Annotated in this window: 10 protein-coding genes and 1 pseudogene; 4 read left to right on the top strand and 7 right to left on the bottom strand. The window is 64.2% G+C overall.

Annotation, left to right across the window (positions count from 1 at the left end):
* Positions 1 to 18 precede the first annotated feature (18 nt).
* From AC51GT_RS23820 to AC51GT_RS23805, 4 genes are all read right to left on the bottom strand, one after another.
* Entirely contained in the window at positions 19 to 1,131 is a 1,113-nt protein-coding gene (locus AC51GT_RS23820; RefSeq protein ID WP_496330377.1) for a CaiB/BaiF CoA transferase family protein, read from the bottom strand.
* On the bottom strand, positions 1,128 to 1,751 hold the full coding sequence (locus AC51GT_RS23815; protein WP_496330376.1) for a TetR/AcrR family transcriptional regulator: 624 nt from the start codon (positions 1,749 to 1,751) through the stop codon (positions 1,128 to 1,130). Before AC51GT_RS23815 ends, AC51GT_RS23820 begins: the two co-directional genes overlap by 4 nt.
* Positions 1,748 to 3,334 (bottom strand): class I adenylate-forming enzyme family protein, encoded by a 1,587-nt coding sequence (locus AC51GT_RS23810; RefSeq protein WP_496330375.1) that lies wholly within the window; start codon positions 3,332 to 3,334, stop codon positions 1,748 to 1,750. Before AC51GT_RS23810 ends, AC51GT_RS23815 begins: the two co-directional genes overlap by 4 nt.
* Before the next feature lie 88 nt (positions 3,335 to 3,422).
* On the bottom strand, positions 3,423 to 4,061 hold the full coding sequence (locus tag AC51GT_RS23805) for a nitroreductase family protein (protein WP_496330374.1): 639 nt from the start codon (positions 4,059 to 4,061) through the stop codon (positions 3,423 to 3,425).
* Between the two features lie 215 nt (positions 4,062 to 4,276).
* Here AC51GT_RS23805 and AC51GT_RS23800 point away from each other — a divergent pair, with 215 nt between their 5' ends.
* Positions 4,277 to 6,205, top strand: coding sequence for a flavin-containing monooxygenase (locus tag AC51GT_RS23800; protein WP_496330373.1), 1,929 nt, complete (start codon positions 4,277 to 4,279; stop codon positions 6,203 to 6,205).
* 57 nt (positions 6,206 to 6,262) lie between these two features.
* On the opposite strand, the gene AC51GT_RS23795 is transcribed toward AC51GT_RS23800, so the two are convergent.
* On the bottom strand, positions 6,263 to 9,646 hold the full coding sequence (locus tag AC51GT_RS23795) for a pyruvate carboxylase (RefSeq protein WP_496330372.1): 3,384 nt from the start codon (positions 9,644 to 9,646) through the stop codon (positions 6,263 to 6,265).
* Between the two features lie 319 nt (positions 9,647 to 9,965).
* Complete coding sequence (locus tag AC51GT_RS23790; protein ID WP_496330371.1) at positions 9,966 to 11,447, bottom strand: APC family permease; 1,482 nt, start codon at positions 11,445 to 11,447, stop codon at positions 9,966 to 9,968.
* Between the two features lie 132 nt (positions 11,448 to 11,579).
* Here AC51GT_RS23790 and AC51GT_RS23785 point away from each other — a divergent pair, with 132 nt between their 5' ends.
* Genes AC51GT_RS23785 through AC51GT_RS23775 form a run of 3 tightly spaced genes read left to right on the top strand, consistent with a single transcriptional unit; the run spans position 11,580 to position 16,497 of the window.
* Complete coding sequence (locus AC51GT_RS23785) at positions 11,580 to 12,938, top strand: 8-oxoguanine deaminase (protein ID WP_496330370.1); 1,359 nt, start codon at positions 11,580 to 11,582, stop codon at positions 12,936 to 12,938.
* The gene (locus tag AC51GT_RS23780; RefSeq protein ID WP_496326005.1) at positions 12,938 to 13,750 is read left to right on the top strand and encodes an FAD binding domain-containing protein; all 813 of its coding nucleotides are present in this window, start codon (positions 12,938 to 12,940) and stop codon (positions 13,748 to 13,750) included. Before AC51GT_RS23785 ends, AC51GT_RS23780 begins: the two co-directional genes overlap by 1 nt.
* 14 nt (positions 13,751 to 13,764) lie before the next feature.
* Positions 13,765 to 16,497: a molybdopterin-dependent oxidoreductase gene (locus AC51GT_RS23775; protein WP_496330369.1), complete on the top strand. Its 2,733-nt coding sequence runs from the start codon at positions 13,765 to 13,767 to the stop codon at positions 16,495 to 16,497.
* A 44-nt stretch (positions 16,498 to 16,541) separates the two neighbouring features.
* Here the strand turns inward: AC51GT_RS23775 and AC51GT_RS23770 are convergent.
* Positions 16,542 to 17,826, bottom strand: a pseudogene (locus AC51GT_RS23770) (IS30 family transposase).
* Positions 17,827 to 17,875: the final 49 nt, after the last annotated feature.

The following is a 17,875-nucleotide window of genomic DNA, read 5'->3' as shown; positions in this document are numbered from 1 at the left end:
TCGTCAAGACTCGCCACCTCAGCGTGGAGCCCAGTTCCGGACCGACTCCTCCAGTGACAGTTCGGTGGGAGCCACCGGAACCGGAACGGGAGTGTGCGAAAAGCGTGGCGCCGGGGCAGGTTGGGCCACACCGTCGATCTCGACGATGGCCCCCCGATCAGCCATCTGCGGGTGCGAAGCGACCTCACCGAACGCGAGAACAGGTGTCACGCAAGCATCTGTGTCGACAAAGACCGCTGCCCAGCCATCGCGGGGACGCGTGGCGAACACGTCGGCGAACACCTTGGTCAGCGTCGGCCACTGTTCCTTGTCCCATCGATCCGGCAGATCGGATTCGACGAGTCCGAGTCCGTTGACCAGCTGCGAATAGAACGGCGGCTCAATCGATCCGACCGCCACGTGCCGACCGTCCGCGCACTCGTAGGTCCGATAGAACGGCGCCGACCCGTCCAGCAGGTTGGTGCCACGATCGTCGGACCACCGGCCGGCGGCCCGCCATGACCAGAGCAACTGCGACAACAGGTTCGCGCCGTCTGCCATCGATGCGTCGACGACCTGCCCTCGTCCACCCACCGCTGCCCGGTCACTGTCGCGACTCCACAGCGCACTGAGGACTCCGAGAACCAGCAGCATCGATCCACCGCCGAAGTCGGCGACCATGCTCAACGGCGGCACCGGCGGTCCGTCGGCAGGCCCCATCGCACCCAGGACGCCCGTCAGCGCCAGATAGTTGATGTCGTGGCCCGCCCGCTGGGACAGCGGCCCGCTCTGGCCCCAACCCGTCATCCGGCCGTACACCAGCTGCGGATTGCGCTGGTGACAGATGTCGGGGCCCAGGCCCAGCCGTTCCATGACCCCGGGCCGGAATCCCTCGAGCAACACGTCCGCAGACGTGATCAGATCCAGTACGTGTTCCCGATCGGTCTCATCCTTGAGGTCGGCGGTGACCAGCGCACGGCCGCGCCACATTGCGCGATCCGCATCGGCAACACCGTCTGCCGCCGCTGCCTTGGTTTGCCGATCGACGCGAACCACGTCGGCGCCCAGGTCGGCCAGGATCATCGCCGCGTGAGGCACCGGACCGATGCCGGCCATCTCGACCACGCGGATACCCGTCAACGGGCCCGTCATCGGTCACTCCGTCCGGCGGCGCCGGTCTGCAGCACTCCGTCGACCGCATACGAGGTGTACGTATCGGCCAGTGCGGCGACGTCCTGACCCTCGTGCAACCACCAGCTGATGCCGTTCATCATGTCCAGGATCGCCACCGCCGCCTGATGGGGATTGGCAGTATGGAACTCGCCGGCAGCGACACCGGCGGCGATCACGTCGCGTACCCGCCGCTGGTAGTACTTCCGGATATCGGTGATCTCCGCGAGGTGTTCGGGTGTCAATGCTGTCTGCTCACGCAGACTCACCAGATGCTCGGTCTGATGCTCGGCCAGACTCCGGATGTGCGCGTGCATCAGGTTCGACAGCCGCTCCTTCGGAGTTCCGGCGGCGTCCAGAAGTGGCATGTGCAGCTCCTGGAGATCACGGGTCATGCGGAGCGCGATCGCGTACATGATCTCCTCTTTGCTCGAGAAGTGGTTGTACAGGCTCGCACCCCGGATACCCACCGCTTCGGCGATTTCCCGCATACCGACGGTGTGATAGCCCTGCCTGGCAAAGAAATCTGCTGCGGCCGAGACAATCTCGGTGCGGCGCGCCGCACCTCGCTGGTTCGTGGAGGGAGCCTGCTCTGCCGTCATCGTGAGCTCGCCTCGGCGTAGAGACGGCGGAGCTCACGCTTGAGCACCTTGCCCTGCGGGTCCACCGGCAGCTCGGTCAGAGCATGAATCTTCTTGGGCGTCTTGTAGCTTGCGATCGATTGCTTGCAGTGCGTCATGAGCGAATCCGCGTCGAATGTGGCCGATTCGCGCAGGATCACGAAGCCGGTGACGACCTCCGACCAGTAGTCGTCGGGCAGGCCGACCACCGCGGCGCGAACGATGTCGGGGTGGCTCTGCAGGGCTCGCTCGACTTCTTGGGAAGAAACGTTCATGCCACCGGTTTTTATCATGTCCTTGCTGCGATCGAGAAAGAACAGGTTGCCGTCGCCATCGCGTCGAACGATGTCACCGGTGTGTACCCATCCGTCCCGGATGACCTGCGCGGTCCTTTCGGGGTCCTTGAAGTATCCCGACATCACCGACGGCGAACGACAGATCAGTTCACCGGATTCCGCCGGGTTCCCCTCGGCGTCGATGACTTCGACCTCCAGATGCGCAACCGGCTTTCCGATCCACGTGGGGTCGCCGTCCGGGATGTCATCGAGTGTGTGGAACCACCCCACGCTGCCCAGTTGGGAGAGCTCGGACTGCCCCCAATACGTGCCCCAGGTGATGCCCGGCGCGGCATCCGCCCACGACGCGATGGCATGCGGCGACACCTGACCTCCATAAGTCATGCAGCGCTGTACCGTACGCACGGAGTCCGGCCCGAAATCGGCATGCCCGGACAGGCCGATGTAGAACGTGGGTGTCTGTGCCAGAACAGTGATCTTCTCGTCCCGGATCATCGACAGCGATGCGCCCGCCTCGGTGGTCGCGGGCAGAACCAGGGTGGCGCCCATCATCGTCAATGTGGTCATCGATCCGATGCCGGCGATCGTGTGAAATGGCATGACATACAGCCAGATGTCGTCCGGTTGGGTCCGCAGCCCCCAGCTCCAGGCCGGACCGGTCGAGATCAGGTAGTTGCGGTGCGTGATCATGACGCCCTTGGGCGCGGCCTCGGTGCCACTGGTGTAGACGATCATCGCCAGGTCGTGTTCATCGACCTCGCAGTCGGGTTCATCCGACGAGGCCGCCATCAGCAACTCGTCGAACGACTTCCATCCCGCCACCGCGGTTTCGCCGAACACGACGCGGTGACCGACCGGTGCAGTGCCCCTCACCTCATCGACAACGGGTGTGAACTCGGCACCGGCCAGGACCACCGACGGCTCGAGGTGTGAAAGCTGCTGCGAGACTTCAGCCGTACCGAACATCACGTTGATACCGGAATACGAGGCCCCGATCTTGAGTGCGCCGTAATACGCGACCACGGTGTCGACGTGGTTGCGTGCGATCACGGCAATGCGATCGCCCCGGCCGACGCCCATGCCGCGCAACATGTCGGCACAGCGGTTCGCTCGTTCGTTGAGTTCGGCATAGGTGCAGACCTGACGATCACCGGCGACGTCGTAGCTGATGAATGCCGGCTTGCCGCCCTGGGTCCGGGCATGGCGGCGTAGCTGGTCACCAAGGGTGGCCCGACCGAGCGGACTCGAGGCAATCGTGTTCAAAGACATTGCTTTTCAGTACTCCATGATCTGGCGAAGCCGATGCGCCACAGCAGCGCGATGGGCACAGCAGTGCGGGGGAAGTAAACCGGGTCGACTACACGAACAGCGGCGTGTCGAAGGAGTCGATCGAGACGATGTCCTCGACGCGGCTGCGGGTGAGCTTGGTCGGGAACTTGCCGCTGGGATAGCCGACGGCGATGTGGGCAGCGGTGATGAAGCCGTCCGGGATCGACAGCAGTTCACGGACTGCGGGTTCCTCGTGACACAGCAAGGTGGTCACCGCACTGCCGACGCCCTGGTCGCGCAACGCCAGGCACAGGTTCTGCACTGTCGGATAGATGGACGCTCCGCCGACCACGCTGATGCGATCCAACTCGGCGTCGGTGGGATGGAGTCCGTCGATCTCGGCGCAGACCACGATGAGCGCAGGCACCGTCGCGAGGTTGTGCGCGAACTCGTTGGCACTGCGGATCGTCTTGGGTACCGCACCGACGTCCCGGGAACCGTCGCTGATCGCGCTGTAATAGGCCTCCCAGTACGGGAGGTACAGGTCGGCCAGTGCCTTCTTCTTCGCGTCATCGCGCACCACGATCCAACGGACCGGCTGCCGATTGCCACCCTGGGGACCAAAGCGGGCAACCTCGAATGCGTCGTAGAGGACCTTGTCCGGAACCGGCGCGTCCGAGTAATGCCGACAGGTTCCGGTGGTGCGCATCGCCTCGGAAAGTTCCATCAAGATCTCCTTGTTACGGGATCAGCCCCGGCATGCGGCCTGGCGGCCACCCGGATTGCTGACCAGCTACTACTTACCGCTGTTAGCGTGATTGCAGTCACAGCATCGCCAGCGAACCGCCCTTCTGTCAAGTCTTGTTACCCGTTCGACCCCAAAGTCGCAGATATGACCGGCGCTCTTGCATTTCCTGGACTACCCATGGTTAGTCTTGTGTCGTGAACCTTCAGCCAACCGCACCCGCGAGCGGGATCGACCTCGCCCGGCTGGGTCAAGCAGTCCAGTCGGCGAACATCCCCACCCTCCTCGCGGTCCTCTACCAACTGACCGGCGACCGGCGCCGGCTTTCCGCGCCCTACCGGCCGACCCGAAGCCGCGGCATGGACGACAACGCCACCGGCGGATTGCCCGACAGCGTCCAAGCCGAGATCCGGGACGCGGCAGTCGAGGCGGTGACCGCGTGGGCAGGTGGCCGAGAGCCGGCACTGCCCGTCCTCGACACCCGTGAACTCATGGAGGTCATGGAGTTCACCATGGGTGAGCCGGTACCCCACGAGTTCGGCCCGATGATGGCCGAGGTGCTGGGATTCGACGACACACCCGAACCGCATCCGACCCGCGCGGTTCCCACAGACTTCTCCGTTGTCGTGATCGGCTCCGGTATCGCCGGAATGCTTGCCTCGGTCCGGCTGAGCAAGGCCGGTATCAACCACGTGGTGCTCGAGAAGAACGACAACGTCGGCGGGTCATGGTGGGAGAACACCTATCCCGGCGCCGGGGTGGACACACCCAGTTACCTGTACTCGTACTCGTTCTTCCGTCACCCGTGGTCGACGCACTTCGGTAAGCGCGATGAGGTCCAGCAGTACCTCGAAGACTTCGCCGATACCTATGACCTGCGGACCAACATCCGGTTCGGCACCGAGGTCAGCAGCGTGGTCTACGACGAGGTCGCGCAGCGGTGGGACATCACCGCCCGGGACGATCACCAGAACGTGGTGACGTTCTCGTCCAACGCCGTCGTCAGCGCGGTCGGCCTGCTCAACCGCCCGAAGATCCCACCGCTGCCCGGACTCGACTCCTTTGCCGGGGAACTCTTCCACTCAGCACAGTGGCCGTCGGGAATCGACTTGCGGGACAAGCGCGTTGCCATTGTCGGGGCCGGTGCCAGTGCCATGCAGATCGGGCCCGCCATCGCCGGTTCGGTTGCCTCACTGACGATCTTCCAGCGTTCACCGCAGTGGATCGCACCCAATGACGTCTATTTCTCGCAGGTCGGCGACGACGTTCATTGGCTGATGGATCATGTGCCGTACTACCACGAGTGGTACCGCGTGAGGTTGTCGTGGATCTTCAACGACAAGGTCCATCCGACCCTGACCGTCGACCCGGAGTGGACAGAGTCCAAGCTCTCGATCAACAAGACCAACCACGGACACCGCGCGTTCTACACGCGTTATCTCACCGACGAACTCGAAGGTCGCCCCGACCTCGTCGAGAAGTGCCTGCCGGACTACCCGCCCTTCGGGAAGCGGATGCTGCTCGACAACGGCTGGTATCGGATGCTCAAACGCCCAGGGGTACAACTCATCACCGAGGGCGTCGCGGAGATCACCGAGACCGGGCTCGAGGACGCCTCGGGCACGCACCATGAGTTCGACGTGATCATCATGGCCACCGGATTCCACACCGACCGCCTGCTCTACCCGATGGATGTGGTGGGCCGGTCCGGTGCCACCACCCGCGAGGTGTGGGGCGAGCACGACGCCCGCGCATACCTCGGCGTCACCGTTCCCGACTTCCCCAACCTGTTCATCATGACCGGACCGAACACGGCCCTGGGCCACGGCGGCAGTTTCATCACCATGCTCGAATGCCAGATCCGGTACATCATGGATGCGCTGACCCAGATGGTCGATGACGATCTCGGTGCCATCGAACCCCGCCAGGACGTCCACGACACCTACAACAAGGCCGTCGACGACGCACATGCGTCGATGGTGTGGACCCACCCCGGCATGAGCAACTGGTACCGCAACGCCGACGGCCGGGTGGTGGCGGTACTGCCCTGGCGAATCATCGACTACTGGACGATGACCCGCCGCGCCGATCTGACGGAGTACGTGACAGAGCCCGCACGGCGATAGACAAACAAGTCCGCCGGCGCCCATCAGGGTGCCGGCGGACTTGTCACTGCACAATTGCTATTCCAGCTCGACCAGCAAGTCACTTCCCTCGACCTGCGAGACCGATGTGATGGCAACACGTTTGACGATGCCGCCGGCCGGTGCGGTGATCGCCGCCTCCATCTTCATCGCCTCGATCGAACCGATCGCACCACCGGCAGAGAGCTTGTCACCCGGGTTCACCACGATCGTGACCACACCACCGAACGGTGCGGCGATGTGTTTCGGATTCCCGACCTGCGCCTTTTCGGCCACCGACTCGGTGACATCGAGGCTGCGGTCGCGGACCTGTACCGGGCGCAACTGCCCGTTGAGGATGCACATGACCGTGCGCATCCCCCGCTTGTCCGGTTCGCTGATCGCTTCCAGACCGATGAGCAGTTCGACACCGGGCTCGAGTTCCACGCGGTGCTCGTCGCCATAGCGCAGGCCGTAGAAGAACTGGTTCGCCGACAACGTCGAGGTGTCGCCGTAGGCCACCTGGTGCTCTTCGTAGTCCCTGGTCGGGCCCGGGAACAGCAGGCGGTTCAGCGTCCTTCGACGCACCGAGGCCTCAGCGGCGTGCAGGTCTGCCGTGTCCTGGTCCGACAGCGCGACTTCGGGTTTGGGCTCGGCCCGCCCGGCCAGCGCCCGGGTGCGCAGGGGTTCGGGCCAACCGCCGGCCGGCTCCCCCAGCTCACCGCGCAAAAATCCGATCACCGAGTCCGGGATGTCGTAGGAGGTGGGGTCGTCGGCGAATTCCTTGGCGCTGATTCCCTGACCGACCAGGGTCAACGCCAGGTCCCCGACCACCTTCGATGACGGGGTGACCTTGATCAGGCGTCCCAGCATCCGGTCGGCGTCCGCGTAGGCGCCTTCGATCTGCTCGAACTGATCGCCGAGGCCCAGTGCGACGGCCTGCTGGCGCAGATTGGACAGCTGCCCGCCCGGGATCTCGTGGGTGTAGACGCGGCCGGTCGGTGACGGCAGCCCGGATTCGAAGGGCGCGTACACCTTTCGAAGAGCCTCCCAGTACGGCTCGATGTCGCAGACGGCAGCCAGATCCAGACCGGTGTCGTACTCGGTGTTGGCTGTGGCGGCCACGATCGCCGACAGCGCCGGCTGACTGGTGGTCCCGGCCATCGATGCCGAGGCACCGTCGACCGCGTCCGCACCGGCCTGCCAGGCCGCGTACAACGTCGCCAACTGGCCACCCGGGGTGTCATGGGTGTGCACATGGACCGGCAGGTCGAAGTTGCTGCGCAGCGCGGTGACCAGCGCGGTGGCCGCTTGCGGGCGCAACAACCCGGCCATGTCCTTGATCGCCAGGATGTGCGCACCCGCCTCGACGATCTGCTCGGCCAGCTTCAGGTAGTAGTCGAGCGTGTACAGCTTCTCGTTCGGATCGGACAGGTCTCCGGTGTACGACATCGCGACCTCGGCGATCGTGCTGCCGGTCTCGCGGACCGCGTCGATCGCCGGCCGCATCTGGTCGATGTTGTTCAGCGCGTCGAAGATCCGGAAGATGTCGATACCGGTCGAGGCGGCCTCGGCCACAAACGCTTTGGTGACCGTCTCGGGATACGGCGTGTAGCCGACGGTGTTGCGGCCACGCAGCAGCATCTGGAGGTTGATGTTCGGAATCGCTTCGCGCAACTGGGCCAGGCGATCCCACGGATCTTCCTTCAGGAACCGCAGCGCCACATCGTACGTCGCGCCACCCCAGCACTCGACCGACAGCAACTGCGGTGTCGCCGCCGCCACATAGGGGGCAACCATCAGCAGGCCGGACGTGCGCACCCGGGTCGCGAGCAACGACTGATGGGCATCGCGGAAGGTCGTGTCGGTGACCCCCAACGCTTTTGATGCCCGCAGATCGGCGGCAAAACCCTCCGGTCCGAGTTTGAGCAACCGTTGCCGCGAACCATCGGCCGGCGAGCTGATGTCGATGTCGGGAAGCTTGTCGCGGGGATAGACCGTGGCCGGCCGCTCACCATGAGGTTTGTTGACGGTGACGTCCGCCAGGTAGTTCAGGATCCGGGTACCGCGGTCGGCCGAGACCCGCGAGGTCATCAATTGCGGGCGCTGCTCGATGAACGAGGTGGTGACATTCCCGGCCCGGAAATCGGGATCGTCCAGAACTGCCTGCAGGAACGGGATGTTCGTGGCCACGCCACGGATCCGGAACTCTGCCACCGCTCGCCGGGCGCGGGCCACTGCCGTCTCGAAATCGCGTCCGCGACACGTCAGCTTCACCAGCATCGAATCAAAATGCGCGCTGACCTCGGCGCCCAGGGTCGCGCCACCATCGAGCCGGATGCCCGCACCGCCGGGTGTCCGGTAGGCGGTGATCCGGCCGGTGTCCGGACGGAAGCCGTTGGTCGGGTCCTCGGTGGTGATCCGGCACTGCAACGCCGCGCCTCGAATCTGGACCGCATCCTGCGACAACCCCAGATCAGACAACGTCTGCCCCGAGGCGATCCGCATCTGCGACTGCACCAGATCCACGTCGGTGATCTCTTCGGTGACCGTGTGTTCGACCTGGATCCGCGGATTCATCTCGATGAACACATGATTGCCGTTGCGGTCGAGCAAGAACTCGACCGTACCCGCACACGAGTAACCGATCTTCTTGGCGAACGCCACCGCGTCCGCGCACATCTTTTCGCGCAACTCCTGCGGCAGATGCGGCGCCGGCGCCAATTCGATGACCTTCTGATGGCGCCTCTGCACCGAGCAGTCGCGTTCGAACAGGTGCATCACGTTTCCGGCACCGTCGGCCAGGATCTGAACCTCGATATGGCGGGGTTCGATCACCGCCTGCTCCAGGAACACCGACGCATCGCCGAATGCCGACTTCGCCTCACGCCCAGCGGCTTCGATCGCCTCAGGCAATTCGTCGATCGTCTCGACCCGGCGCATACCACGTCCGCCACCACCGGCGATCGCCTTGACGAACACCGGGAACGTCATCGATTCGGCCGAGACCATCAACTCTTCGACATCATCGGATGCCTCCGAGGACGCCAGCACCGGCAACCCTGCTTCGCGGGCGGCGGCGATTGCCCGAGCCTTGTTCCCGGTCAGTTCCAGCACCGAGGCACTGGGCCCGATGAACGTGATCCCGGCAGCCTCACACGCCGCTGCCAGGTCCGGGTTCTCCGACAAGAATCCGTAGCCGGGATAAATGGCGTCCGCCCCGGCACGACGGGCCGCGGCGATGATCTCGTCCACCGACAGATATGCGCGCACCGGATGACCGGGTTCACCGATCTGGTAGGCCTCATCGGCCTTCAATCGATGAATCGAGTTGCGATCCTCATACGGGTACACCGCCACCGTGCCGGCACCCAACTCATACGCCGCACGGAACGCACGAATCGCGATCTCTCCACGATTGGCCACCAGCACCTTACGAAACATCAACCCGCCTCCAATTTCATTCGCGCCGATCACTGCACCCACCGCGGGAACCGCACAGAACCCTGCACAAGAAACCCTACGACCCGCCGGCGTCCTCACGAATGATCAGGCGGTGACTGTGCGGTCTTTGTAACCGGTGTGTTCGGGGCGCGGGCCGAGTAACCCCTCAGATCTGCCCTGCTCAATGCCATGTGCGGCCGTCCAATGTCGGACTCGACACAAAATATGAAAGGACACGATAGATGTCCGCGCTCATCCCACCAGGTGATATGCCGCGGCCCGGGCCGGGAGAGGCGGGCCGTCACAGGTCGTCGGGCGACTAGGTCTTCACGTCGTGATCGTCGAGGAGCGCCTCGATGTCATCGTCGTCTCCGGGACCGTTTTCCATCCGGTTCGCCACGTATGTCACGCCCCAGAGCACCACTCCGAGCAGCAACATCACGCCCGCGATCTTGTACTGGATCATCTGGGCGTCGGTGCGCGCCCATGGTCCGGCCAGGAAGAGGCACAGGACCGCCCCGACCACCGGCGTCCAGAGCGGCGCCCGGAAGAAGGTCTTGTCGTTACGGCGCTTGAGGACGAGACAGCACACATTGACCACCGCGAACACGCAGAGCAACAACAGTCCCGTGGTGCCCGACAGGGCCGCGACGACATCATTGCCCGACAACTGGTTCACGACGATGATGAGCACGAATGCCAGCAGCGTGGTGAAGATGATCGCGCTCCACGGCGACCGCCGGTTCCGCAAGACCCCGCTCAGGCTGCGCGGGAGTACCCGCTGCTTCGACATGCCGTAGATCAGCCGGCTGGCCATGAGCATGTTGATCAGCGCGGTGTTGGCCACGGCGAACACCGTCAGATACGGGAAGATCTCGTCGATCGGGATGGACGGTGCCCCGATCTCGACCACGTGCAGCAGGATGCCCTCGTCTCCCGAGTCGTAGTCGAGTGGCAGGACCGCGATCACCGCGACCACCACCAGGACATAGATCAGGCAGGCGAGCCCCAACCCCGACAACATCATCTTGGGGAAGATCTTCTGGGGTTCCTTGGTCTCCTCGACCATGTTCACCGAGTCCTCGAAGCCCACCATCGCGAAGAACGCGATCGTCGTCGCGATGGTCACCGCCAAGAACCAGCCCTTGTCGTTGGCGTCCTCGAACACCACGAGATTTCCGATGTCGCCCTCACCGGTCCCCCGTCCGGCCGCCACGAAACCGATGATGATCACGATCGCGAGGGCGAGGATCTCCACCGCGGTCAGGATCACGTTGAACCGCACGGATTCACCGACGCCACGCAGGTTGATCACGGCCAGCAGGAGCATGAAACCCAGAGCGACCGCCAACTGCGCGCCCTCCCCGGTGGGGACGTCGAACCAGCCCAATCCGTCGGCGCTGCTGAATGACTCGTGCAGTCCCTCGAGCAGGTTGCCTGCGACCACGTTGGACGACGTGGATGCACTCGTGATGCCTGAGCACACCACTGCGAAGGCCACCAGAAAGGTGAGAAAATGAATGCCGAATGCTTTCTGCGTATACAACGCCGCGCCCGCACATCGCGGGTATTTGGTCACCAATTCCAGATACGAAAATGCGGTCAACGTGGCAACCGCGAACGCCAGGATGAAAGGTAGCCACGCCATCCCGCCGACGTTGTCGATCATCTGGCCGGTGACCGCGTAGACCCCCGCCCCGAGGATGTCACCGACGATGAACAGCAGCAACAGGCCCGGACCCATCACCCGCTTCAGTTCCGGTTCGGATTTGGAAGCGGGATCAATAGTGGTTTCCGTCATTTCAGACCCTCCGATAGAGGCGCCGCCAACCGGCCGCAACCGTTGTATCCGACGGAAATGATGATATTCCTCACCTGGGCCCAGACAGGTCGTTGTCATTTCTTTGTAACCAGCCCGTCGTACGGTGACGGCATGAGCACTGTGATCGAGAATGCCTACATTGTCACCATGGATGCCGGGCGTCGGGAGTTACGCACCGGTTCAGTGGTCTTCGACGGCACCACGATCACCGCGGTCGTCGACGGACGCGTCGACCCACAGGTCGCAGCCGCATCCGAGGTGATCGACGGCACCGGCTGCGTCCTGACACCGGGCCTGATCAACACCCACCACCATCTGTATCAGTGGATCACGCGCGGTCTCGCCGCTGATCACACCCTTTTCCAGTGGCTCACCACCCTGTACCCGGTGTGGGCGGGTATCGACGAAGAGAGTGTGCACGTCGCCGCCCTGGGTGCCCTGGGCCGGCTCGCACTGACCGGTTGTACCACCAGCACCGATCATCACTACGTCTTCCCCAAGGAAGGCGGTGACCTGCTCGCCGCCGAGATACTCGCCGCCCAATCGGTGGGCCTGCGCTTTCATCCCACCCGCGGCTCGATGGATCTGAGTGAGAAGGACGGTGGGCTGCCACCCGACAGCGTGGTCGAGACCATCGATCAGATCCTCAACGCGAGCTCTGCCGCGATCGACCGCTGGCATGACCCCTCGCCCGATGCGATGGTCAAGATCGCCCTGGCCCCCTGCTCCCCGTTCTCGGTGACCGCTGACCTGTTGCGTGCCTCCGCCCAGCTGGCTCGCGAGAAGAACGTGCGACTGCACACCCATCTCGCCGAAACCGTCGATGAATCCGACTACACCGCCGAACATTTCGGCTGCACACCCCTCGAGTACATGGAGAGCGTCGGCTGGCTGGGCGACGACGTCTGGTTCGCCCACGGCGTCCACTTCGACGACAAGGCCATCTCCACGCTCGCCACAACCGGAAGCGGGGTTGCCCACTGCCCCAGCTCCAATGGCCGGCTGGGAGCGGGGATCGCCCGCACCCGCGACCTGATCGCGGCCGGCGTCCCCGTCGGTCTGGGCGTCGACGGGGCGGCATCCAACGAATCGAGCAACCTGCTCGAAGAAGCCCACCAGGCAGTGTTGATGGCCCGCGCGATCGGCGGTCCCACCGCGCTGACCACCCGCGATGCCCTCGAATTGGCAACCCTGGGAGGGGCCCGCGTCCTCGGATGCCAGGGCACGCTGGGATCCATCGAGCCCGGCAAACTCGCCGACCTCGTGCTGTGGCGACTCGACGGCCTGGCCCACAGCGGCATCGAAGACCCCGTGGCAGCCCTGGTGCTCGGTGACGTGCCGCCCATCGAGCGGCTGTGGGTCAACGGAAAGACCGTTGTCAGCGGGGGCGAGTTGACCACCATCGACGCCGAAGACACCGCACGCAGAGTCGCAGCGGCACACACCGCACTGATCGCCAAGGCAGGATGATGGATCTCCACACGATCGAAAGCATCGAAACACCCCGTACCCGCGCCGATCTGGCGGGGTTGGGCGCCACCGACGGCCTGATGTCCGGTGGCACCTGGTTGATGAGTGAACCGCAGATGCACCTGCGCCGCCTGATCGACCTGCGCGGGCTTCGCTGGCCCGATCTCACCATCACCGATGACGGACTCGAGATCGCCGCCACCTGCACCATCGAGACGCTCATCTCCGCGCAGTATCCGGCCCAGTGGGTTGCCACCGGACTGTTTCCCGCCGCAGCGCGAGCGCTGTTGGCGTCGTTCAAAATCTGGAAGAACGCCAGCGTCGGCGGCAACATCTGCCTCGGATTCCCGGCCGGCGCGATGATTTCGATGGCCTCTGCGCTCGACGCCCGACTCCTGGTGTGGAAAGCCGATGGCAGTGATCGTCTCTACTCGGTGCCCCAGTTCGTCACCGCACAGAACGAGACCGTTCTCGAACCGGGAGATGTGCTGCGCTCCATCACGATCCCGGCTGCCGCGCTCACCCAGCCCACCGCGCTGCGAAAGATGTCCATGTCACCGCTGGGCCGCTCCGGCGTGGTGGTCGTCGGACGCAACCGGCCGGCCGGCGCGCTGATCTCGGTGACGGCCGCGACCCGCGTCCCCTATGTGGTCGCCGCGGAAACCATGGAGCCCGATGAGGTTGCGGCCCATGTTGATTCGGCGATACCCCTGCAGGCATACTATTCCGATCCACACGGCGCCGCCGATTGGCGCCGTCACGTCACCGGTGTTCTCGTCCGGGACGTCGTTGCCGAGCTCGCCGGTTCCTGAAGGGCGCAAGACATATGAAGATCAACGGAAAAGTTGTCGACGCCCAGCCCGCACCCGGGCAGTGCCTTCGCACGTTCATCCGGGACCAGGGCGAGGACAGTGTCAAAAAGGGTTGCGACGCCGGCGATTGTGGCGCCTGCTCGGTGCTGATCGACGGCGAACCACATCACTCCTGCCTGATCCCCGCATTCCGGGTGTCCGACGCCGAGATCACCACCGCGGCCGGGCTCGGCACCCCCGACAACATGCATCCCCTGCAACAGCGATTCGTTGACGCGGCCGGGTTCCAGTGCGGTTTCTGTACCGCCGGGATGGTGGTCACCGTCAGCGCGCTCGACAAGGCACAGCGGGACGATCTCCCACAGAGCCTGAAGGGAAACTTGTGCCGCTGCACCGGTTATCGCTCCATCTGCGACGCCATCAACGGAGTTGTCGGAGTGGAGAAGGTCTCCGCCGGTGATCCGGGGCCGTCGGTGGGACGATCGATTCCGGCACCGGCTGCCGCGCGCATCGTCACCGGCACCGAGCCGTACACGATGGACCGGCTTCCCTCCGACCTCGGACACATTGCCGTTGTCGGCAGCCCGCATCCACACGCCCGGATCGTGTCCATCGACACCACGGCGGCGGAGCAATTGCCCGGAGTGCGTGCGGTATTGACCCATCGGGATGATCCCGGGGTCGCGTTTTCGACGGCCCGCCACGAGAACCGTCTCGACAACCCCGACGACACCTACGTTTTCGATACCACGCTTCGTTTCGTCGGACAGCGCGTGGCCGCCGTGGTCGCCGATTCGATGACCATCGCCCGCCGGGCCGGCGAGCTGATCGCCGTCGAATACGAGGTGCTGCCCGCCAACTTCGATCCGGCGCTGGCCACCGAGCCCGGCGCACCCCTCGTCCACGGCGACAAAACCACCGATGCCCGCATCGCTGACCCGCAACGCAACCTGGTTGTCGAGTTCGGTGGCACCACCGGGGATGTCGAGGCCGGTGTCGAGGCGGCCCGGTCCGCCGGCGGAACCGTGGTGTCCGGGCGGTGGCAAACCGCCCGGATCCAGCACACACATCTCGAGACCCACGGCGCGGTCGGCTGGCGGGATGAGAACGGACGCTACGTCATACGTTCGAGTACGCAGGTACCCTTCCTGACCCGTGACGGGTTGTGCCATATCTTCGGCCTGGCTCCCGAGGACGTCCGGGTCCACACCTCCCGCGTCGGTGGCGGCTTCGGCGGCAAGCAGGAACTGTTGACCGAAGACCTGGTCGTGCTGGCGATGATGAAGACCGGCCGCCCGGCCGTGTACGAGTTCACCCGAACCGATCAGTTCACCATCGCGACGTGCCGTCACCCGATGCGCGTCGACGTGACGGCCGCCGCGGGCGCCGACGGTGTGCTCACCGCACTCTCGGTCTCGGTGCTGTCCGACGCGGGCGCCTACGGCAATCACAGCATCCCCGTGCTGTTCCATTCATGTAGTGAATCGATGGCCCTGTACCGGTGTCCGAACAAGCATGTCGATGCACGTGCGGTGTACACCAACAACATTCCGTCGGGCGCGTTCCGCGGATACGGGCTCGGGCAGGTCGCCTTCGGCATCGAGGGTGCGATCGACGAACTGGCCGCGCAACTCGGCATCGATCCATTCGAGATGCGCCGGATCAACGCCACGGTCCCGGGTGATCCATTCGTGACATGGGAAGTCGAAGACGACGACCTCGAGTTCGGCAGCTACGGCCTCGATCAGTGTCTGGATCTGGCCCAGGAGGCATTGCAGTCGGCTCGCACCGATCCCCTCCGCAACGGCGAAGTTTTTGCCGACCAACCGGATTGGCGTGTCGGCGAGGGTATGGCCTCGACGATGATCTCGACGAATCCCCCTCGTGGCCACTATGCCGATGCCCGGATGTCACTGACCACCGACGGTCTGTACGTGGCGGCCGTGGGCACCGCCGAGTTCGGTAACGGAACCACCACGGTTCTCACCCAGATCGCCGCGTCGGCACTGGGTTGCCCGCCCACCCAGATCGTCGTCCGTCAGTCCGACACGGATGTCATCGGTTATGACACCGGCGCATTCGGCTCAGCCGGGATCGTCGTCGCCGGGAAGGCACTGAGCGTGGCCGCGGACGAGCTCCGCCGAAAGATCCTCGAGGTCGCGGCAATCCAGCTCGGGGCAGATCCATCAGACTGTGTTCTGGGACCCCAGGGCGTGCAGGCCGGCGCGGCTTTCATCGACCTCGCCGGTATCGCCGCGGCCACGGGTGGACCGCTCGAGTGCGAAGGGACGCACAATGGCAGCCCACGGTCGGTGGCGTACAACGTGCACGCCTTCCGTGTCGCGGTCAACACCGCCACCGGTGAGGTTCGCATCCTGCAGTCCCTGCAGGCCGCCGACGCCGGTGTGGTGATGAACCCCGGGCAGTGTCGCGGACAGATCGAAGGCGGTTCGGCCCAGGCCATCGGCACAGCGCTGTACGAGGAGATCATCATCGACGAGGGCCACGTGATCACCCAGGTTCTGCGGAACTATCACATCCCGGCGCTGGCCGATGTACCCCGCACCGAGGTGTACTTCGCCGACACCTACGACTCCATCGGCCCACTGGGTGCGAAGTCGATGAGCGAGGCGCCCTACAACCCGGTGGCGCCGGCGATGGAGAGCGCCATCCGCAATGCGATCGGCGTCCGGATCCACGAGCTGCCGATGAACCCTCCCCGGGTTTGGCGAGCCCTCACCTCCTGACCCCACCGCCGAGCGTGCCGAAACAACCGCCGAGCGTGCCGAAATCACCACCGAGTGGGCCGAAACTGCGGACAGCTCGGCAACTTTGGCACGGTCAACGGGTAAATTCCAGTGATCGTCGCAACACCATCAATCCGCTGAATCTAGCAGCGCAGCCATCGCCTCGTTTGGTGTCCTGAAATCGAGCGCCTTCCGCGGCCGATTATTGAGAGCCTCAGCAACCTCATCGAGGTACGCGGCAGAATGAACAGACAGATCCGTACCCTTCGGAAAATATTGGCGTAGCAACCCATTGGTGTTTTCGTTGGTGCCACGCTCCCACGGCGAGTGCGGATTGCAGAACCAGACCGACAGATCATGATCAATAGCGATATCACGATGTGCCCCACGCATTTCCGAACCCTGATCCCACGTGATCGACCGCTTCAACGTCGTCGGCAACTCGCCGATCGCAACGCGCATCGCATCACGCATCTCCTCGCCGGTGCGCGTGTGAGGAAGGTGCAGCAAAATCACATATCGGGTCATCCGGTCGACCAACGTTCCGATCTGGGACTGATTGTCTTTGCCGACGATGCAGTCGCCTTCCCAATCGCCAGGCAGTGCCCGGTCTTCAACATCGGGCGGGCGATTGGCAATGAGTAGCTCCTTGGGAACTATGTCGCGGCGCCCATCAGCCTGACGATGGGGTTTACGGATCGTCCTGCCGGTCCGTAAACACCGTTTGACCTCAGCTTTAAGTTCCCCGCGGGGGAAAACATAGAGGCTTTGATAGATCGTTTCCGGGCTGATCCGCATAGATTCATCATCCGGGAAATCGAGCACCAGGCGGGTACTGATCTGCTCCGGCGACCAGCGTTGCTGGCAGCTGAACTTCTCCCACACGTACTGCCCCAACCGAGCGTTGGTGACCACTTTGCGGGGTTTCGGTCGCGGTAATCGTTGTTCAGCGAGGCGTTGAGCTGCGCCGGCGGCATACCGTTTATGGCTCATCGTGTTGCGGTTGATCTCCCGGGAAATCGTCGACGGACTACGCCGAAGATCCCGGGAGATCGCCCGAATCGATAACCCCGCAGTGCGTTTGCCCGCTATCAAGTCTCGTTCGTCCAATGACAGATAACGTCCAGCAGGACCCGAGCCGCAGTCGGAGACAATCTGAGGTAGCACCACAGTGGGGATCACCCCACCATGCTTGTGCACCAACTTCCCGCCGTATCGGACCGAAAACCCAGCGCGTGTCGCAGCCCGCGCCGTGGACCACCCAGCTGCTTTCAAATGCCAAAACGTTCGAACCTTGACCACTGGCACCGGTGGCGTACCCATCGACATCACCCCATATCGTCAGGGTGTTGCAACGACTCCTTGAGCCCAAGACGGT

This window comes from Williamsia sp. z34, from assembly GCF_059553395.1.
This window is presented reverse-complemented; position numbering and strand designations above follow the sequence as displayed.